The sequence below is a fragment of the Agrobacterium sp. SOY23 genome, assembly GCF_027212525.1.
GTDB lineage: Bacteria > Pseudomonadota > Alphaproteobacteria > Rhizobiales > Rhizobiaceae > Agrobacterium > Agrobacterium tumefaciens_I.
Map to the genome: position 1 here is coordinate 355763 of NZ_JAPWDT010000004.1, position 18219 is coordinate 373981.

At 60.6% G+C, this 18219-nt stretch carries 20 protein-coding genes; 14 read left to right on the plus strand and 6 right to left on the minus strand.

What is annotated here, in order from left to right; genetic code table 11:
* Positions 1 to 222: 222 nt before the first annotated feature.
* From O3S81_RS13995 to O3S81_RS14005, 3 genes are read right to left on the minus strand one after another with little or no spacing between them, the layout of a single operon-like run.
* Entirely contained in the window at positions 223 to 1290 is a 1068-nt protein-coding gene (locus O3S81_RS13995) for an HlyD family secretion protein (RefSeq protein ID WP_269344071.1), read from the minus strand.
* An 18-nt stretch (positions 1291 to 1308) separates the two neighbouring features.
* Entirely contained in the window at positions 1309 to 3060 is a 1752-nt protein-coding gene (locus tag O3S81_RS14000) for an MFS transporter (protein WP_269344073.1), read from the minus strand.
* Positions 3057 to 3512 (minus strand): MarR family winged helix-turn-helix transcriptional regulator, encoded by a 456-nt coding sequence (locus O3S81_RS14005; protein ID WP_269344075.1) that lies wholly within the window; start codon positions 3510 to 3512, stop codon positions 3057 to 3059. Before O3S81_RS14005 ends, O3S81_RS14000 begins: the two co-directional genes overlap by 4 nt.
* Before the next feature lie 311 nt (positions 3513 to 3823).
* Here O3S81_RS14005 and O3S81_RS14010 point away from each other — a divergent pair, with 311 nt between their 5' ends.
* Positions 3824 to 5320: a replicative DNA helicase gene (locus tag O3S81_RS14010; protein ID WP_269344077.1), complete on the plus strand. Its 1497-nt coding sequence runs from the start codon at positions 3824 to 3826 to the stop codon at positions 5318 to 5320.
* A 98-nt stretch (positions 5321 to 5418) separates the two neighbouring features.
* Here the strand turns inward: O3S81_RS14010 and O3S81_RS14015 are convergent, their stop codons facing one another.
* The 3 genes from O3S81_RS14015 to O3S81_RS14025 all read right to left on the minus strand — a co-directional run bounded on the left by O3S81_RS14015 (position 5419) and on the right by O3S81_RS14025 (position 7373).
* Positions 5419 to 5721 carry an AzlD family protein gene (locus O3S81_RS14015; RefSeq protein ID WP_269344078.1) on the minus strand — a complete coding sequence of 101 codons (303 nt, stop codon included), beginning with the start codon at positions 5719 to 5721 and terminating at the stop codon, positions 5419 to 5421.
* A complete protein-coding gene (locus O3S81_RS14020) occupies positions 5718 to 6422 on the minus strand; it encodes an AzlC family ABC transporter permease (RefSeq protein WP_269344079.1) in 705 nt (234 codons plus the stop codon). The genes O3S81_RS14015 and O3S81_RS14020 overlap by 4 nt, the downstream gene beginning before the upstream one ends.
* A gap of 93 nt (positions 6423 to 6515) precedes the next feature.
* Positions 6516 to 7373 carry an AraC family transcriptional regulator gene (locus O3S81_RS14025; RefSeq protein ID WP_269344081.1) on the minus strand — a complete coding sequence of 286 codons (858 nt, stop codon included), beginning with the start codon at positions 7371 to 7373 and terminating at the stop codon, positions 6516 to 6518.
* A gap of 86 nt (positions 7374 to 7459) precedes the next feature.
* Here O3S81_RS14025 and alr point away from each other — a divergent pair, with 86 nt between their 5' ends.
* The 13 genes from alr (at position 7460) to O3S81_RS14090 (ending at position 18218) form a co-directional block, all read left to right on the plus strand.
* The gene (gene alr / locus O3S81_RS14030; protein WP_269344083.1) at positions 7460 to 8635 is read left to right on the plus strand and encodes an alanine racemase; all 1176 of its coding nucleotides are present in this window, start codon (positions 7460 to 7462) and stop codon (positions 8633 to 8635) included.
* 65 nt (positions 8636 to 8700) lie between these two features.
* Positions 8701 to 8970 (plus strand): type II toxin-antitoxin system ParD family antitoxin, encoded by a 270-nt coding sequence (locus O3S81_RS14035; RefSeq protein ID WP_269344086.1) that lies wholly within the window; start codon positions 8701 to 8703, stop codon positions 8968 to 8970.
* 13 nt (positions 8971 to 8983) lie between these two features.
* Complete coding sequence (locus O3S81_RS14040; RefSeq protein WP_269344443.1) at positions 8984 to 9277, plus strand: type II toxin-antitoxin system RelE/ParE family toxin; 294 nt, start codon at positions 8984 to 8986, stop codon at positions 9275 to 9277.
* A gap of 6 nt (positions 9278 to 9283) precedes the next feature.
* Positions 9284 to 10690 (plus strand): DNA repair protein RadA, encoded by a 1407-nt coding sequence (gene radA / locus O3S81_RS14045; RefSeq protein WP_269344087.1) that lies wholly within the window; start codon positions 9284 to 9286, stop codon positions 10688 to 10690.
* A gap of 89 nt (positions 10691 to 10779) precedes the next feature.
* Positions 10780 to 11367, plus strand: coding sequence for a CvpA family protein (locus O3S81_RS14050; protein ID WP_269344088.1), 588 nt, complete (start codon positions 10780 to 10782; stop codon positions 11365 to 11367).
* A gap of 139 nt (positions 11368 to 11506) precedes the next feature.
* On the plus strand, positions 11507 to 13015 hold the full coding sequence (gene purF / locus O3S81_RS14055; RefSeq protein ID WP_020009510.1) for an amidophosphoribosyltransferase: 1509 nt from the start codon (positions 11507 to 11509) through the stop codon (positions 13013 to 13015).
* Positions 13016 to 13160: 145 nt separating this feature from the next.
* Entirely contained in the window at positions 13161 to 13901 is a 741-nt protein-coding gene (locus O3S81_RS14060) for an SDR family NAD(P)-dependent oxidoreductase (RefSeq protein WP_269344089.1), read from the plus strand.
* A 318-nt stretch (positions 13902 to 14219) separates the two neighbouring features.
* Positions 14220 to 14600: a hypothetical protein gene (locus O3S81_RS14065; RefSeq protein ID WP_269344090.1), complete on the plus strand. Its 381-nt coding sequence runs from the start codon at positions 14220 to 14222 to the stop codon at positions 14598 to 14600.
* Between the two features lie 190 nt (positions 14601 to 14790).
* Entirely contained in the window at positions 14791 to 16176 is a 1386-nt protein-coding gene (gene cysS / locus O3S81_RS14070; RefSeq protein ID WP_269344091.1) for a cysteine--tRNA ligase, read from the plus strand.
* A gap of 264 nt (positions 16177 to 16440) precedes the next feature.
* Positions 16441 to 16809, plus strand: coding sequence for an endonuclease domain-containing protein (locus O3S81_RS14075; protein WP_269344092.1), 369 nt, complete (start codon positions 16441 to 16443; stop codon positions 16807 to 16809).
* Positions 16806 to 17282, plus strand: a complete 477-nt coding sequence (locus tag O3S81_RS14080; protein ID WP_269344093.1) for a GFA family protein — start codon at positions 16806 to 16808, stop codon at positions 17280 to 17282. Before O3S81_RS14075 ends, O3S81_RS14080 begins: the two co-directional genes overlap by 4 nt.
* On the plus strand, positions 17279 to 17746 hold the full coding sequence (locus O3S81_RS14085; RefSeq protein WP_269344094.1) for a GFA family protein: 468 nt from the start codon (positions 17279 to 17281) through the stop codon (positions 17744 to 17746). Before O3S81_RS14080 ends, O3S81_RS14085 begins: the two co-directional genes overlap by 4 nt.
* A complete protein-coding gene (locus O3S81_RS14090; RefSeq protein ID WP_269344095.1) occupies positions 17739 to 18218 on the plus strand; it encodes a GFA family protein in 480 nt (159 codons plus the stop codon). Before O3S81_RS14085 ends, O3S81_RS14090 begins: the two co-directional genes overlap by 8 nt.
* The last annotated feature ends 1 nt before the right edge of the window (position 18219 follow it).

Here is an 18219-nt window from a genome sequence, read left to right on the forward strand (position 1 = left end):
TCCGGGTTTTTTTGTTTGCGGGCTTCGAGTTTGCCGTTGGATACCCCCCTCTGCCCTGCCGGGCATCTCCCCCTCAAGGGGGGAGATCGGCAGGAGGTGCTACCACCGCTTCATTCGCAAACGTTGAGATGGGTGAGACTTAACCACGAGTCGATCTCCCCCCTTGTGGGGGAGATGACCGGCAGGACAGAGGGGTGAACGACACCCACCCAAGCTTGCCCACTACTTCGCCGCCGTCTCCGCCCCATCCGGCGCCTTGCTCTTATCCACATGCACCACCACCGACATGCCCGGCGAAAGCTCAGCCGCGAGCGGCTGATCCGCATCGATCACGATCCGCACGCCGAGGCGCTGGGCGATCTTCACGAAATTGCCGGTCGCATTGTCAGGCTTGATGACGGCGAATTCCGAACCCGTCGCGGGCGAGAACCGCTCCACATGGCCGGTCAGCTTGCGGCGATGCAGCGCGTCGACCGAAATCGTCACCGGCTGGCCCACCTGCATGCCGGCGAGCTGGGTTTCCTTGAAATTGGCGATAACCCAGACATCATGCGGCACGACGGCCATCAGCTGCGTACCGGCGGTGACATATTGGCCAGTGCGGACGCCAACTTCGCCGAGCCTGCCATCCACAGGCGCGTGGATTTCGGTATTGGCGAGGTCGATACGGGCGAGCTCGACGGCGGCTTCGGCATTGGCGACGGCGGCCTGCAATGAGCTGCGGTTGACGATGATCGTCTGCAGATCCTGACGGGAAACCTCGAGCGCCGCTTTCGCCTGCGACAGCGATGCCCGTGCCTTTTCAAGCGCGGCATGGGCTTCTTCCTGCAGGCTGGAGGTTCCGGCACCGCTCTTGATGAGGTTATCCTGCCGGTCGGAGGCGAGCTGCGCCTGTTTCAGCGAAGCCTCGGCGCTGTCGACCGCCGCCTCGCTGGAGCGGATATTGGCATTGGCGGCATTTTCCTGCTGGCGGGAATTGTCGAGCGCTGCCTTGTGGGTATCGAGCGTGGCTTCCGCCTGCGCCTGTTTCTGGCGATAGATGCGGTCATCGATCCTGGCCAGCAGGGCGCCCTGCTTGACTTCCTGATAGTCTTTCACCGGGACATCCACGACATAACCGCTGACCTGCGGGCTCATGGTCGTCACATAACCGCGCACGAAGGCGTTGTCTGTCATTTCAACGGTGGAGAGGAAAGGCGGCAGCCGCCAGGCGTAAAGCACGAGCGCCACACCGGCGACGCCGCCGAGTAGAACGAGGATGGAAACGGGAGTAAAAAACTTCTTCAGCATAATGTCACTCTTGGAGGTTCAAGACTGTGGCGCCGGCGCGGCATCGGCATTGTTCCCCGCGAGGAACGGACGGATGCGCAACCATGCAAGGTGGAGTAAAAGCGCGACCAAGGCCAGCGCAGAAACGACGGATATCAGCAGGAACGTATCATTATAGGCGAGCACATAGGCTTCCCTGCTGACCTGCTGGCCAAGCAGCGCCAGACCTTCCGCCTTCAGCAGCGCCGGATCGGTGATGACATGGCTGTAGGAGCCGGAAAGCTGCGACACGCGCTGGGCGACCAGGGGATTGGTGAGCAGGATATTTTCCACCAGAATATTGGAGTGAAACTTCTCCCGCAGCGTTACGAAACTGCCGAGCAGCCCGGTCATCAGCATCGAGCCCGTGATCTGGGTAAACAGGAAGATGGTGATGAAATTCACCAGATAAGGCGCACCTCTGGCAAGGGCTGCAGCAAACCCCTTGGACATGACCGGCGGCAGGAACATGGCCGCGCCAAAGGCAATCATCATCTGGCTGAGATACATTTGCTCGGGCCGCGTCAGATTGGTGGACTGGCTGTCCATGAACGAGCCGGCGGCGATCAGTGTCAGCGCGATCACATGGGCGGTATCGACATATTTCGTCAGCATCAGCCAGGCGCAGGCGGCACCGCCAAGCACGGTGGCCAGCAGCACCAGCGCGTAAAGCGTGGTCGTCTGGTCGTTCAGCAGGCCGAGCTGCTGATAGAAGCTGACCGCCGTAGAGGATTGTTCGGAAGAAACCGCGCGGTAGACGAGCAGCACCGCAATGACATGCAGATTGGTCTTCGAGAAAATCCAGCGCAGGTCGAGCAGCGGGTTCTTGCGCGGCAGTTCGATGAAGGCCATCAGCGTCAGAAGCGCGATCGACGTCGCCAGAAGCGCGCCCAGCCACCACGTCTCGAACCACCAGTAGAACCGGCCAAGCGTGAGCATGATCGCAAGGCAACCGAGACCGCCGGCAAACAGCAGATAACTCAGAATATCCATGCGCTCGATGACTTTCGCGCGCGGCGGCGGCGTGACCTTGAGAATGTGGATCATGGCGCCGGCGATCAGCGCAAATCCCACTTCCATGGAATAGAGCGCGTTCCAGCCACCGATTTCCAGCAGTGAGGGCGAAACGATGCGGGCCAGCGGCGCCGACAGCAGGGTGCCTGTCAGGGCGATGCTGAAACCGAGCGAGAATTTCCGCGCCGGCGGAAAGGCCTCCAGAATATAGAGGAAGCCGAGCGAGGAAATCGGCGCCGCCGCCATGCCGCTGACGAAACGGATGACGATGGCCGAATGCAGATCCGTGACGAAGAGATTGAGACAGGACGCGACAACGAAGGCGACGATCGAGAGTTCGGCAAAGGGCCGCAGGCCATATTGCGCCCGCACCTTGAAGAGCGCGATGGAGAAGGTGGCATAGGGCGCCATATAGGCGGCGGAAAGCCACGCCACCTCCGCCACCGTTGCGGAAAACTCGCCCTGCAACTGGTAGATATTGGCCATGAGGAGGTTCATGCCCAGCCCCTGGGTAATGAAGAACGACAGGCCGGCGAAGATAAAGCAGAGCCGCAGCCACAGCGGCCGCTCAACCGGCTGCGGCGCGGCGGGAGGGGCAGGCTCCGGCACGGTCTCGCCCGCGTCCGCAGCACTTGACGGCGCAGGCGCCTCCTCTTTCGGAAACGCTGTGGTGGCGACGGTCGCCTCGGCGTTTTCGGAAGCGGCCTCATCCGTGGTTTGCGGCAACACGCTGCTCACGATTGCGCCCTCCCGGCTGCGAGGTTTTGCAGATTGGCGGAAAGCCGGCGCATCACATCGAGCGCCATCGCCAGTTCCTGTGAGGAAATATCGGCAGCGATTTCCGAACGCAGCGTCTTTGCCACCGCCTGCACCGTTTCCGAGGTCTTCTCACCTTCCGCCGTCATGTGGATGCGTTTGGCGCGACGGTCGTTCTCATCGGAGCGGCGCTCGATGAGGTTCTGTTTCTCCATGCCATCCAGCACCCGCACCAGCGTCGGGGTTTCGATTTCCATTTCCTCGGCAAGTTCCGTCTGGGTCAGCGCACCGCGCCGCGACAGCGCAAAAAGCGCACGCGCACGGGCCAGCGTCAGCCCGCTTTCCCCTACCCGCGCATCGAAAAACGCGCGCAGTTTGCGGGTGAAAGCGGAGACTTCATCCAGAAGCTGTTCCTTGTCGGTCTCGCGGGACATATCAGCAAGCCTTATAATTAGGATACTATTTATTTTCTGCCTATTTATTCGGAAGCCTGATGATTTTCAAGTTTCTTTCGTGCCGGGTCTGCCATGCGGTAAACTCATGGCAGCGAATCACCTCGCCGGAAAATTCCGGCACCTCGTTCCCACCACCCTGTGGATTGCTGGGGACAACTGAAGATGTGATCCAGCTGCACGGAGCAGACGTCAGCCTGCCACAGAGTGTTGCAACAATATCATTGACTGCCATGCCCCAGGAAGCCAAACCCGAGGTTTAAGGACAAAGGCAAAGGGAGATCGCGCAAACCATGAACGACGCTGTGAGAAAGATCACCCCCGCGCAGCCAGCGGAACCGCATTACCGCGAGGCGCCGAACAACATCGAGGCCGAACAGGCGCTGCTGGGCGCCATCCTCGTCAATAACGACGCCTATTACCGCGTCTCGGACTTCTTAAAGCCCGTGCATCTTTACGAGCCGCTGCACCGCAAGATTTTCGAGGTGGCGGGCGATATCATCCGCATGGGCAAGACCGCCAATCCGGTGACGATCAAGACCTTCCTGCCGGCCGACGACAAGATCGGCGACCTGACGGTGGCGCAGTACCTCGCACGTCTGGCGGCCGAAGCCGTATCGATCATCAATGCGGAAGACTACGGTCGGGCGATCTATGATCTGGCGCTGCGCCGCGCGCTGATCCAGATCGGCGAGGATGTCGTCAACATCGCCTATGACGCGCCGCTCGACATGCCACCGCAGGCGCAGATCGAAGACACCGAACGCCGCCTGTTCGAGCTGGCGGAAACCGGCCGTTACGACGGCGGTTTCCAGTCGTTCAACGATGCGGTGGCGTTGGCGATCGACATGGCGGGCGCCGCCTTCGAACGCGACGGCAACCTCTCCGGCATTTCCACCGGCATTCATTCGCTCGACGGCCGCATGGGCGGCCTGCAGCGTTCCGACCTTATCGTGCTTGCGGGTCGTCCGGGTATGGGCAAGACCTCGCTTGCAACCAACATCGCCTATAATATCGCCGCCTCGTATGAGCAGGAAGTGCAGCCGGACGGTTCGTTCAAGGCGAAGAACGGCGGCGTCGTCGGCTTTTATTCGCTCGAAATGTCGTCCGAACAGCTGGCCACCCGTATCATTTCCGAGCAGACGGAAGTCTCCTCCTCGAAAATCCGCCGTGGTGACATTACCGAGGCCGATTTCGAAAAGCTCGTCGCCTGCAGCCAGATGATGCAGAAGGTGCCACTTTATATCGACCAGACCGGTGGTATCTCGATTGCCCAGCTTTCCGCCCGCGCCCGCCGCCTGAAGCGCCAGCGCGGCCTCGATGTTCTGGTCGTGGACTATATTCAGCTGATGACCGGCGGCGGCAAGGGCGGTGAAAACCGCGTGCAGGAAATCACCCAGATCACCACGGGTCTGAAGGCGCTGGGCAAGGAACTCAACGTTCCGATCATCGCGCTCTCACAGCTTTCCCGTGCGGTGGAAAACCGCGAAGACAAGCGCCCGCAGCTTTCCGACCTTCGTGAATCCGGCTCGATCGAGCAGGACGCCGACGTCGTGCTGTTCGTGTTCCGTGAGGAATATTACGTCAAGAACATGGAACCGCGCGATATTTCCGATCCCAAATATGCCGAGTGGGAAGCCCTGTTCGACAAGGTGAAAGGCACGGCAGACGTCATCATCGCCAAGCAGCGTCACGGACCGACCGGCACGGTGAAGCTCGCCTTCCAGTCCGAATTCACCCGCTTTGCGGATCTCGCCGATCCGAGTTTCACCCAGTACGAAGAGCATTGATCCGGATATGGCGAGGGTGAAACATCTTTCACCCTCGCCGCCAGTCCCGCATTCCGAACACAAGGCCAGAGTCTTTTCAGGGCCTTGGCAGACTTTTCTTACAATCCGATTCCGCGCAGCAGTGCCACGGACACAACGCCGAGCGCGGCGGCCGGCAGCAGGCTGAGACGGAGCGCGGCGACGGCGGTTATTGCACAGGCGATGGTTTCCGCCAGTCCGCTGGCGAGCGCCGTCGGTGTGACCACGGCCATAAGAACGGCGGGCGGCACCACGCCGAGCGCCTTTTTTAGACGCGGCGTCAGGGCGAAATGATTGACCATCAGCAGGCCGCCAAGGCGTGTGGCGATGGTTGCCGCCATCATGGCAAGGATCGTCAGCAGCGTGTTCGGGTCGAGCGTCATGCCGGCTGCTCCGCCTGTTCCTCACGGCCGAAGGCGGCGACGGCAAGCCCCGCCAGTGCGCCGGCGGCGATATACCAGGCACCCGGAACCACCGCATGCGTTAGATAGGCGGCAGATGCGCTGGCCAGAAGCACGAAGCCGGTTTCCCTGCCCTTCCAGAAGCCCATGAGAAGCACGATGAAGACGGCGGGAAAGGCGAAATCGAGACCGATAACTGACATGTCTCCCACCACCGAGCCAAGCAGCGCACCGGCAAGGGTTGCGAGGTTCCAGACGAGATAGATGGAGAGCGCAGCACCCGTGAAGAAGGCCGCCGTCAACCTGCCGGCGATGACCCGGAATTCCGACAGCGCCCAGGATTCATCCGTCAGCACCAGCATGGCCGCATATTTCCGCCAACCCCTGAAATCATCCATCTTGCCGGCGATGGAGGCGCTCATCAGCACATGGCGCAGATTGACCAACAGAGCCGCGAAACCGAGCGCACTCCAGCTGGCCGGATGGGTCCAGATATCCATGGCGACGAATTGCGAGCCGCCGGCAAAGACCAGCAGCGACATCAGCGAGGCTTCCAGCGGCGACAGGCCCTTGCCGATGGCGACTGCACCGAACACCACGCCGATCGGCACCATGGCGATCAGCAATGGCGCGGCGGCCCTCAGCCCCGCGATAAATTCCGGGCGTTTTCCCGATATGGACATCGCATTCTCCCTTTCAGACGAAAGGGATTACGCCCACGCCCCGCCGCGGTCTTGAACGAAAGTGATGTTGCGCAGGGAAAGATGTGCGGAACGTCACCCCGTCCGAAACTGTCCCGGCGTAACGCCCGTGCGTGCCTTGAAGTGCCGCGTGAAATGCGCCTGATCGGCAAAACCGCAGAGCGCCGCCACCTCGGCCGGCATCTCGCCGGCGCGCAGCAGACGCCGCGCCCTGCGGATGCGCACATCCGTCAGATAGGCATGCGGGGTGATGTGAAATTCCTTGCGAAAGGCGCGGATGAGATGCGCCCGGCTGAGACCGGCGATGGAGGCCAGCTCCTCCAGTCCGATATCGCTCTCGTAATTGTCGGTGAGATAATCCCGCGCGGTATGGACCGCCGTTTTCTCGCGGGTTTCGACCGGCAGGATGATGGCACTGCCATGCCTGCCGAACAGCACCGCCAGAACCGAGAACATGCCCTCATCCGCTTCGAGTGCGCCGGTTTTCGCCTCCAGCCGCCGATGTGCCATCTGGAAGGCCGTCGCCATCTGCGGATCGCGCGGCAGGAACTTCGGAAAGGACGGCGTGCCGTGAAACGCCCTGCCCGTCACATCCTCGATAATCTCCCGCAGCAGTTCCGTATCGGGATAGATCATCCGGTAGCGATAACCGCCGCCGCCCGGCGCGCCATCGTGAATCTCATCCGGGTTGATGAGGTAAAGATGCCCCGGCCCGGTCTGTTCGGTCGTGCCCTGAATGGTGGAGATCTGCGAGCCGCTTTCGATGGCGCCTATGGAAAACGTGTCATGCGCATGCGGTGAATATTCATGGGTGAGAAAAGTCGCGCTCAGGCATTCCATGCCGCCAAAGCGCCGGTCACGCCAGAAACGCGTGGTTTCCGTCGTGGCAACGGGCATGAAATCAAGGGCCTGTTCCTGCGAAACATTGTGCATGAGCGAAGTTTAGAGCATTCCGTCCTTACCGTCTTGAACAAAAGTGCTAGGGTCCGAACCGGTTCAAGATCAACCGGACGCATGGCATGACAGACGACTTCGAAGACACATTTTCCGAAAACGAAACCGAAGCATTCGAAACCGCCCCGCTGAGGCTGACCGTCGATCTCGGCGCTCTCGCCGATAATTGGCGGGACATGAAGAAGCGCTCGGCAGGCGCGCGGACGGCGGCTGTCGTCAAGGCCGATGCCTATGGTCTCGGTATCGAAGATTGCGGCGCGACGCTTTACCATGCCGGAGCGCGGGACTTCTTCGTGGCGACGGTGGCCGAGGGCGCGACGCTGCGGTCCTATGCCCCGGAAGCGCGCATCTTCGTGCTTTCCGGCATCTGGCAAGGCCAGGAACGGCAGGTCTTCGACAATGATCTCGTGCCGGTTCTGGCCTCCGAGGAGCAGCTTTCCTTCTGGATGGCGACAGTCGCCGAGCGGGGCGATCACCCCTGCGCGCTGCATGTGGATACGGGCTTCAATCGCCTTGGGCTGCCGCTCGATGACGCCCTGTTTCTGGCCGACGACGTGACGCGGCCGGCGAGTTTCGATCCGGTTCTGGTGCTGTCGCACCTCGCCTGCGCCGACACGCCCTCCTCGCCGATGAACAGGGTGCAGCTCGAATCATTCCGGAAGGCTAGCGCCGCTTTCGAAGGTATCGAATCAAGCCTCTCGGCTTCCGCCGGGATATTTCTAGGCCCTGACTATCATTTCGACCTCACCCGCCCCGGCATCGCGCTTTATGGCGGTGAAGCGGTGAATGGCGTGGCCAATCCGATGCGGCCTGTGGCCACGGCCGAGGCGCGGATCATCCAGATTCGCGAGGCCGGCGAAGGCCAGACCGTCAGTTATGGCGGCACCTTCCTGCTCAAGCGCGCAAGCCGGCTCGCCATCGCATCGATCGGTTATGCGGATGGGTACCAACGTTCGCTCTCCGGCTCCGGCATTCCACTGCGCGAAATGGGCCATGGCGGCGCCTATGGCGTGGTCAACGGCCATAAAGTCCCCGTCGCCGGCCGCGTGACCATGGACCTCACCATTTTCGACGTGACGGACGTGCCGGCAAATGCCATCCGCAGCGGCGACTATATCGAGCTTTTTGGCCCCAACGTTCCGGTCGACGAGACTGCACGCGCGGCCGGCACCATCGGCTACGAGATGCTGACGGGGCTTGGTCTGCGTTACGAGCGGCAATATCTGATGGCGGACGACTGAGGGCCGCCTTTAGCTCTTGGAAAGCCGACGCGACCTGTGCTAAAAGAGAACAAAAGGAGATCGAAATGCCCGAAATCCATTTGAGCGAGCAGGACGAGAAATTCATCGAGGAGCAGGTGGCGGCAGGCATCTATAGCGATGCGGATGCCGTAATTCATGCGAGCCTGCAATTGCTGAGCAGTGACGAAGGCAAGAGGGCCGCGCTTAGATTGCTGATACAGGAGGGCATTGACGACGCGGAGGCTGGCCGGGTTCACCGCTATGCCTCACAAGACGATTTTCTGAGCGATATCAAACGCGTTTCCGCCCAGCAGAAAACGGGGACCGATCATTAAAATCCGGACTCCTATCTGGACCACGCGGGCAAGGCGCGATCTTGCCGAAGATCATGCTTACATTGAAACCGAAAATCCCGTTGCTGCGGATCGCCTTGTTCTCGATATCTATAACAAAATCGAATCGATGGCGGCACTTGGTTTGACCGGCGTCTCAAGACACGGATACGGCACGGGGCTTCGCAGCATTGCGTATCGAGATCGTGTGATTTTCTTTCGTGTCAACAATGGCGAACTAACCGTGATGCGCGTGCTGCACGGCCATCAGGACATTTCCGCCGAAGATTTCAAACAAGAAGAAAACTGACATAACATGGCCAAAGCCAAGACCCAATTCGTGTGCCAGAACTGCGGCACGGTTCACACCCGCTGGGCGGGAAAATGCGAAGGCTGCGGCGAGTGGAATACCATCGTCGAGGAAGATCCTATGGGCGGCATCGGTTCCGGGCCGGGCAAGACACCCAAGAAGGGCCGACCCGTCACGCTCACCTCGCTGTCCGGCGAAATCGAGGAAGCGCCGCGCATCCCGACCGGCATCAGTGAACTCGACCGGGCGACCGGCGGCGGTTTCGTTCGCGGTTCAGCCGTCCTGATCGGCGGCGATCCCGGCATCGGCAAATCGACCCTTCTCATGCAGGCGGCGGCCGCCCTTTCGCGGCGCGGGCACCGCATCATCTATGTCTCTGGTGAAGAGGCGGTGGCGCAGGTGCGCCTGCGCGCCCAGCGCCTGGGTGCGGCGGAAACCGACGTGCTTTTGGCCGCGGAAACCAATGTCGAGGATATTCTGGCGACGATCTCCGAGGGCAAGCGGCCCGATCTCGTCATAATCGATTCCATCCAGACATTGTGGAGCGACACGGCCGATTCCGCTCCCGGCACGGTGACGCAGGTGCGCACCGGCGTGCAGGCGATGATCCGTTTCGCCAAGCAGACGGGCGCCACCATGGTGCTGGTTGGCCACGTGACCAAGGAAGGCCAGATCGCCGGTCCGCGCGTGGTGGAACACATGGTCGACGCCGTGCTTTATTTCGAAGGTGATCGCGGCCATCATTACCGTATCCTGCGCACCGTGAAGAACCGCTTCGGACCGACGGACGAGATCGGTGTGTTCGAGATGTCGGACCGGGGATTGCGTGAGGTTTCCAACCCATCCGAACTTTTCCTCGGCGAGCGCAACGAAAAATCGCCGGGCGCCGCCGTCTTCGCCGGCATGGAAGGCACGCGCCCCATTCTTGTCGAAGTGCAGGCGCTGGTCGCCGCCACCTCGCTCGGTACGCCGCGCCGTGCCGTGGTTGGCTGGGACAGTTCGCGGCTCGCCATGATTCTTGCCGTACTTGAGGCCCATTGCGGCGTGAAACTCGGCCAGCACGATGTTTACCTCAACATCGCCGGCGGATACCGCATATCGGAACCGGCCGCCGATATGGCGATTGCGTCTGCATTGGTTTCCTCGCTTGCCGGCCTTGCCCTGCCCGCCGATTGCGTCTATTTCGGCGAAATCAGCCTGTCGGGCGCAGTAAGGCCGGTCTCACATACGGGCCAGCGATTGAAAGAAGCTGAAAAACTCGGCTTTTCCGCCGCACTTCTGCCTTCTGCTTCGGCTGAATTGCCGAAAGGCGGCAAGGGGCGCTGGACGGAAATCGAAAGCCTTCCGGACCTCGTGGCCCGCATCGCCGGCTCCGGCAACCGGTTCAAACAGGTTGAGGACGACGAATATTGATCCTTTCGCCAAGGGAAACAGTGGTGTAAGAGGATCGCAAAATTGGCAAGGCAGCGTCTGACAAGGCGTCGCACCTCCGGAGTTGGTATATGCCCATTACAATTTTCGACGGCATCGTCATCGCCGTTGTTCTTTTCTCCGCCATTCTCGCGATGGTCCGCGGCTTCTCCCGCGAAATTCTGTCGATTGCGAGCTGGGCCGGTTCGGTCGCCGCCGCCTATTATCTCTATCCGGTCCTGCTGCCCTATGCGCGCAACTATACCGATGACGACAAGATCGCCATTGCCGGTTCGGCGGGCGTGGTTTTCCTCGTCTCGCTGATCGTGATTTCCTTCATCACCTCGCGCATTGCCGATTTCATCATCGACAGCCGCATCGGCGCTTTGGATCGCACGCTCGGTTTCCTGTTCGGCGCGGCGCGCGGCATCCTGCTGCTCGTCGTCGCGGTCGCCTTCTGGAACTGGCTGGTGGATGTGAAGACGCAGCCGGAATGGGTCACGCAGGCCAAGGCCAAGCCTTTCCTCGACGGGCTGGTGGGCAAGCTGGAGGCCGTTCTGCCTGACGATATCGAACCGCAGATCCGCGCCCGCATCCTCGGAAAACAACAGGAACCCGGCGCCACGCAGGCGCCCGCGGAAGATGTGCCGGCAGCAAATCCGCCGGCAACGAATAATTGACACAGTGTCGCGCCTTGCAATGCATGCAAGGCGCGCTATTTGTGCTAAATATCAAGCACGACACAGATGGGCCGACCGGGAGACATACTCACCGGAGAGGTCTTTCTTTTTTTCTCGGTAGAGAGCAAGGGCAAGCCGGATGATTGAGCCGCTTTCGCATTCCCCGTTCCCTGGGGCCACGTTCAAAGAAGAGATCGACGGCGATACGCTGCATGAAGAATGCGGCGTTTTCGGCATTCTCGGCCATGCCGACGCCTCGGCGCTGACCGCTCTTGGTCTCCATGCGCTTCAGCATCGCGGCCAGGAAGCAGCCGGCATCGTTTCTTTCGATGGCAAGCGCTTCCATCAGGAACGCCATATGGGCCTCGTCGGCGATCATTATACTGATCCCGCAACGCTCGCCCGCCTGCCCGGCTCCATCGCGATTGGCCACACCCGTTATTCCACCACCGGCGAAGTGGCGATGCGCAACGTGCAGCCGCTGTTTGCCGAACTGGAAGAAGGCGGCATTTCCATTGCCCATAACGGCAACTTCACCAACGGCCTGACGCTGCGCCGCCAGATCATCGCCACCGGCGCCATCTGTCAGTCGACCTCGGATACCGAAGTCGTTCTTCACCTCATCGCCCGCTCGCGCCACTCCTCCACCGCTGATCGTTTCATCGATGCCATCCGCCAGATGGAAGGCGGTTATTCGATGCTGGCGATGACACGCACCAAGCTGATTGCCGCGCGTGACCCGATCGGCATCCGCCCGCTGGTCATGGGTGAGCTGGACGGCAAGCCGATCTTCTGCTCGGAAACCTGTGCTCTCGATATCATCGGCGCGAAATTCGTCCGCGACGTGGAAAATGGCGAAGTCATCATCTGCGAAATCCAGCCTGATGGCTCGATCACCATCGATGCGCGCAAGCCTTCCAAGCCGCAGCCGGAACGTCTCTGCCTGTTCGAATATGTCTATTTCGCCCGTCCCGATTCCGTCGTCGGCGGCCGCAACGTCTATACGACGCGCAAGAACATGGGCATGAACCTCGCCAAGGAAGCACCACTGGAAGCCGATGTGGTTGTCCCGGTTCCCGATGGCGGCACGCCGGCAGCGCTCGGTTTTGCGCAGGAAAGCGGCATTCCCTTCGAATACGGCATCATCCGCAACCACTATGTCGGCCGCACCTTCATCGAGCCGACCCAGCAGATCCGCGCATTCGGCGTCAAGCTCAAGCACTCCGCCAACCGGGCGATGATCGAAGGCAAGCGCGTCGTGCTGGTGGATGATTCCATCGTGCGCGGCACGACCTCGGTCAAGATCGTGCAGATGATCCGCGAGGCGGGCGCCAAGGAAGTGCATATCCGCGTCGCCAGCCCGATGATCTTCCACCCGGATTTCTACGGCATCGACACGCCCGACGCCGACAAGCTGCTCGCCAACCAATATGCCGATGTCGAGGCGATGGCGAAATTCATCGGTGCCGATTCGCTGGCTTTCCTGTCCATCGACGGGCTTTACCGCGCCGTCGGCGGTGAAAACCGCAACCCGGCGCGTCCGCAATTCACGGACCATTATTTCACCGGCGATTATCCGACCCGCCTTCTCGACCAGAATGGCGAGGCGATGGGCAGCAAGATTTCCATGCTGGCCAGCAACGGCTGATACGCCTCACACAAAGCGGCCATCCGGCTTCCGGTGGCCGCTTTTTTCTTGCCTTTTGTTCAGGCCATCGCATGCGACGATATGATCGCTTGCGAAAGGCCGCTAGCGCTTCGTAGAAGGAAGCGCAATCATTTCGGGGGAGACCATGACTATCGATCTCAAGGGCCGTATCGCTCTCGTCACCGGCGCGTCGCGCGGCATCGGCTATTTCACGGCGCTGGAACTCGCCAAGGCCGGCGCGCATGTCATCGCCTGCGCCCGCACGGTGGGCGGCCTTGAGGAGCTGGACGACGCCATCAAGGCCGTCGGCGGCACCGCCACTCTGGTCCCCTTTGATCTCTCCGACATGAAAGCCATCGATGCGCTGGGCGCCAATATCTACGAGCGCTGGGGCAAGCTCGATATTCTGGTCGCCAATGCCGGTGTTCTCGGCGTGATCTCGCCGGTTGGCCATATCGAGGCGAAGGTCTTCGAGAGGGTCATGAACATCAACGTCACCGCCACCTGGCGGCTGATCCGCTCGGTCGAACCGCTGCTGTTGAAATCGGATGCCGGTCGCGCACTCATCCTGTCTTCGGGGGCCGCCCATAGCTGTCGTCCCTTCTGGGGCGTCTACTCCACCTCCAAGGCGGCCGTGGAGGCGCTTGCCCGCACCTGGGCTGCGGAAACGCAGAAGAGCCCGCTTCGTGTCAACAGCATCAATCCGGGTGCGACACGCACGGCGATGCGTGCCCAGGCCATGCCCGGCGAAGACCCGGCCACCGTGCCGCATCCTTCCGAGGTCGCCGCGGCCATCCTTCCGCTGGCTTCTCCCGATCTGACCGAAACCGGCAAGCTCTTCGTCGTGCGGGAAAAGCGCTTCGTGGACTACCGCCAGCCGGAGTGATCACTGCCGGACATGGGCAGGATCGTCGGCGGCAAAGCCGCAATCCTGCCTTTCCTGCCTGATCGAAGAGACCTCTTCGCTCACCTGATAGCCATGATGAAAAAACTTCGTACAACTCTGCTACGAAGGGTCGGATCGTTTTTTGCCTGTGGCGAATAGACCTTCCCGATTTCCGTATAAGGCAAATTTATTTTAGGCAGATATTTCAGCTAATAAGCGTATTATTCCTGATCGTACTTCCGCATTCCGAAGCTTTGTTCACACGATGCTGCTGACCCGCCATTCTTTGCGGTTCTCTTTTCGAGGGGGAATATCCGGATGAAAAATGTTGCTTTCTATTTCTTCGCAGCGGCCGTGCTGTGCGCCACGGCCGGAATGATCTGGGGTATCCAGATGTCAGTTTCCGAAGACCATTCGCTGTCCATGGCCCATGCGCATCTCAATCTCGTCGGCTGGACGACACTTGGCCTGTTCGGCCTTTATTACACCGTGACGCCGGAGGCCGACGGCACGGTGCTTTCGAAGGCGCATCTCGCCATTGCCCTTGCCGGCGTTCTCTGTCTCGTGCCAGGCATCGTCATCGTCCTGACCAGCGGCGCACGGGTTCTCGTGGCTATTGGATCGATCCTCACCGTCATTTCCATGCTGATCTTTCTGGTGACCGTGGCAAGAAACGGCATAGGCCGCAGGCCCGCCTGACACGGCCGGGCAGGCTCTTGACCAACGGCCTGCCCCGCGCCATAACGCAAGTCATGAAAACGACGATCTGCACCTGCTGCTGAAATAATTTTTGCTGGTTCGCCACCGGCCAGATCGTTTTCGTCTCCCGCAAGGTCCAACAGACAAACGGTCCGGTCAGGACAATTGACTGCCTTTAGGGAATATCCGCATGTCCTTGCGCCTGAAACTTCACAATACGCTGACCCGCGAAAAAGCGGAATTTACGCCGATCGACGCTGATAATGTGCGCATGTATGTCTGCGGCCCGACGGTCTATGATTTTGCCCATATCGGCAATGCGCGCCCGGTCATCGTTTTTGATGTTCTTTTCCGGCTGCTGCGTCACGTTTATGGCGAAAACCACGTGACCTATGCCCGCAACATCACCGATCTCGACGACAAGATCAACGCGCGGGCACTGCGCGATTATCCGCACCTGCCGCTGAACGACGCCATCCACGCGGTGACGAAAAAGACCGCCGACCAGTTCCATGAAGATGTGGCCGCACTCGGCTGCCTTGAGCCGACCGTCGAACCGCGCGCCACCGATTATATCGCCGAGATGATCTTTCTCATCGAGAGGCTCATCGAGCGTGGCCACGCCTATACGGCGGGTGGCGAGGTACTGTTCGATACCCGGTCCATGGCCGACTACGGACAGCTTTCCAAACGTCCGCTGGACGAACAGCAGGCCGGCGCGCGTGTCGCGGTGGAGGCCCACAAGAAGAACCCCGGCGATTTCGTTCTGTGGAAGCTCTCCTCCGAGAACGAACCCGGCTGGGAAAGCCCGTGGGGTCTTGGTCGTCCGGGCTGGCACATCGAATGCTCGGCCATGGCCAGCCGCTATCTTGGCGAAGTCTTCGACATTCACGGCGGCGGGCTCGACCTCATCTTCCCGCATCACGAGAACGAAATCGCGCAATCCCGTTGCGCCCACGGCACGCATGTTATGGCCAATGTGTGGATGCACAACGGCTTCGTGCAGGTGGAAGGCCGCAAGATGTCGAAGTCCGAGGGCAACTTCGTGACGATCTACGAATTGCTGCACACGGAGAAATTCGGCGGTCGGCAATGGCCGGGCGAGGTCCTGCGCCTTGCCATGCTGATGACGCATTATCGCGAGCCGATCGATTTTTCGGTAAAGCGTCTGGAAGAAGCCGAACGCCTGCTCGCCAAATGGCCGGCAGCCGAAGTCTCCGATGCCGCGCCGGATGAAACCGTGCTCGAAGCGCTTGCCGACGACCTGAACACAGTTGCCGCCGTGCAGGCGCTGCATGCGCTCGCGCATGCCGCCAATACCGATCCATCCAAACTGCCCGCCTTTGCGGCCAGCGCCGCCCTGCTCGGCGTTTTGCCGCAAAAGACGGAAATGGACGAAGCGATCGTTTCTGCCGTGGATGCGCTGGTGCAGTTGCGCCTTGAAATGCTGAAGGCGAAGAATTTCGCGGAGGCGGACCGGTTGCGGGACGAGCTTTCCGAGAAGGGCATTCAGCTGAAGGATGGCAAGGACAAGGAGACCGGCGAGCGGACGACGACCTGGGAGTTGAAGCGGTAGGGAGCGGTTAAGGCTGCGGCTCGCGGCTCACCCCCCTCTGCCCTGCCGGGCATCTCCCCCACAGGTGGGGAGATTAATCGCGGCTATCGCTCGCCTATCTCTAACGCTGCGGATGGGGCTGGGAGTTTGCATCTTGCCGATCTCCCTCCTTGTGGGGGAGATGCCCGGCAGGGCAAAGGGGGGTAGCCTTCACCACAATCTGCTTGCGGTTTTGAGATAGCTCAACCAATCTGGCGTAAAGTAGCTAAATGACGAGCGCCGATCATGCCGCATGCAGACGTAGACCCGATGCATCGCAAATATGCGAAGCAGATGCGGAAAGCGATGACAGATGCCGAGCTGAAGCTTTGGAATGCTATTCGTGCGCATCGCCTCGACGGCTTAAGTTTCCGCAGACAAATGCCGATTGCCGGTTTTATCGTTGATTTCGCGTGCTCGGATCACCGCCTCGTTGTCGAGGTCGATGGCTCTCAGCATACGTCTGAGGCAGCATTACAATACGATCGTGAAAGAACTGCTCGGCTTCAGAAAGACAGCTGGACAGTCCTCCGTTTCTGGAACGACGATATCCTCAAGGACATCGACAATGTCTGTCTCCACATCCTGAAAACGGTAAAGGAGGAGCAAATATGAGCATTTATACGGGCGGGTGTCAGTGCGGCGCGATCCGGTTTCGCGCGACCGGAGACCTGAAAGACAGTTCCATCTGCCATTGCCGCATGTGCCAGAAGGCCTTCGGGGCCTATTATGCGCCGCTGGTTTCGGTGCGCGAGGTGGAATTCGAATGGACGCGCGGCGAGCCGAAGCGGTTTCAATCCTCCAGTGTCGTCAAACGTGGCTTCTGCCCCGAATGCGGCACGCCGCTGACCTATGAGGCGCCGGATGGCATGGCGATCGCGGCCGGCGCGTTTGACGATCCCGCCGCGCTGCCGCCGACAATCCAGTGGGGCGTGGAGCGCAAGATCGATTTCGTCGACACCCTTCACACGCTGCCCGCCGTTCCCACCGAAGAGGATCTGACACAGGTGGATTATCTTGCCGGCCTCGTCTCCTATCAGCACCCCGACCATGACACCGAACAATGGCCGCCGGAGAACAGACAATGAGCGAAAGCGGTTTTTCCGGCGGCTGCCAGTGCGGTGCCGTGCGGTTCCATGCGGGCAAGCTCGGCCGGGCCTCCATCTGCCATTGCCGCATGTGCCAGAAGCACTTCGGCAATTTCTTCGGCGCGCTGGTCACCGCCGATCAGGCGCATCTGACCTGGACACGCGGCCAGCCCGCCCTCTTCCGCTCCTCGGCAAAAATCCATCGCGGTTTCTGCAGCAAATGTGGCACGCCGCTGACCTATCATTATCCCGGCGGCGTGGAGATCGCCATCGGCGCCTTCGATCACCCGGATGAGATCGAGCCGCAGGTGCAGGTCAATATCCACAAGCGCATGCCGTGGATCGAACAGCTATTCTCCAAACCGGCAATCGAACAGAGCGTCGACGAGGCGGAAATCACCTCCTATCAGCACCCGGATCACGATACGGCCATATGGCCGCCGGGGGATGACGCGGATGAGTGATGTCCAGGCCTTCAGCGGCGATTGCCAATGCGGGGCGGTGCGTTACCGGATCGATGGCGGCCTGCGTTATCCGCATCTGTGCCATTGCCGTATGTGCCAGAAGGCGGCGGGCAATTATTTCATGCCGCTTGCAGCAAGCAGCCGGGCGCAATTTGAATTGACCCGAGGTGAGGTGTCGTGGTTCCAGTCCTCCGACCTCGTGCGCCGTGGTTTCTGCGGTCGTTGCGGCACGCCGCTTTTCTACGACCTGCCGGAGGCCGATTTCATCAACATCACCCTCGGTTCGCTGGACGAGCCGGAGCGGGTAAAACCCGAAGCGCAATCCAATCTTACCGGTAAAATGCACTGGTTCGGCGAACTCGATGGCTTGCCGGTCGAGCCGGAACCTGCAACCGATGACAGACCTCTACCGGTGAACAACCGGCAGCACCCGGATCACGACACGGCCACATGGCCACCCGAAGGAACATAAG

Coding starts and splice junctions, on each gene's coding strand:
- O3S81_RS13995 (WP_269344071.1), bottom strand. CDS start 1,290: ATGCTGAAGAAGTTTTTTACTCCCGTTTCCATCCTCGTTCTACTCGGC.
- O3S81_RS14005 (WP_269344075.1), bottom strand. CDS start 3,512: ATGTCCCGCGAGACCGACAAGGAACAGCTTCTGGATGAAGTCTCCGCT.
- O3S81_RS14010 (WP_269344077.1), top strand. CDS start 3,824: ATGAACGACGCTGTGAGAAAGATCACCCCCGCGCAGCCAGCGGAACCG.
- O3S81_RS14015 (WP_269344078.1), bottom strand. CDS start 5,721: ATGACGCTCGACCCGAACACGCTGCTGACGATCCTTGCCATGATGGCG.
- O3S81_RS14020 (WP_269344079.1), bottom strand. CDS start 6,422: ATGTCCATATCGGGAAAACGCCCGGAATTTATCGCGGGGCTGAGGGCC.
- O3S81_RS14025 (WP_269344081.1), bottom strand. CDS start 7,373: ATGCACAATGTTTCGCAGGAACAGGCCCTTGATTTCATGCCCGTTGCC.
- alr (WP_269344083.1), top strand. CDS start 7,460: ATGACAGACGACTTCGAAGACACATTTTCCGAAAACGAAACCGAAGCA.
- O3S81_RS14035 (WP_269344086.1), top strand. CDS start 8,701: ATGCCCGAAATCCATTTGAGCGAGCAGGACGAGAAATTCATCGAGGAG.
- radA (WP_269344087.1), top strand. CDS start 9,284: ATGGCCAAAGCCAAGACCCAATTCGTGTGCCAGAACTGCGGCACGGTT.
- O3S81_RS14050 (WP_269344088.1), top strand. CDS start 10,780: ATGCCCATTACAATTTTCGACGGCATCGTCATCGCCGTTGTTCTTTTC.
- purF (WP_020009510.1), top strand. CDS start 11,507: ATGATTGAGCCGCTTTCGCATTCCCCGTTCCCTGGGGCCACGTTCAAA.
- O3S81_RS14060 (WP_269344089.1), top strand. CDS start 13,161: ATGACTATCGATCTCAAGGGCCGTATCGCTCTCGTCACCGGCGCGTCG.
- O3S81_RS14065 (WP_269344090.1), top strand. CDS start 14,220: ATGAAAAATGTTGCTTTCTATTTCTTCGCAGCGGCCGTGCTGTGCGCC.
- cysS (WP_269344091.1), top strand. CDS start 14,791: ATGTCCTTGCGCCTGAAACTTCACAATACGCTGACCCGCGAAAAAGCG.
- O3S81_RS14075 (WP_269344092.1), top strand. CDS start 16,441: ATGCCGCATGCAGACGTAGACCCGATGCATCGCAAATATGCGAAGCAG.
- O3S81_RS14080 (WP_269344093.1), top strand. CDS start 16,806: ATGAGCATTTATACGGGCGGGTGTCAGTGCGGCGCGATCCGGTTTCGC.
- O3S81_RS14085 (WP_269344094.1), top strand. CDS start 17,279: ATGAGCGAAAGCGGTTTTTCCGGCGGCTGCCAGTGCGGTGCCGTGCGG.
- O3S81_RS14090 (WP_269344095.1), top strand. CDS start 17,739: ATGAGTGATGTCCAGGCCTTCAGCGGCGATTGCCAATGCGGGGCGGTG.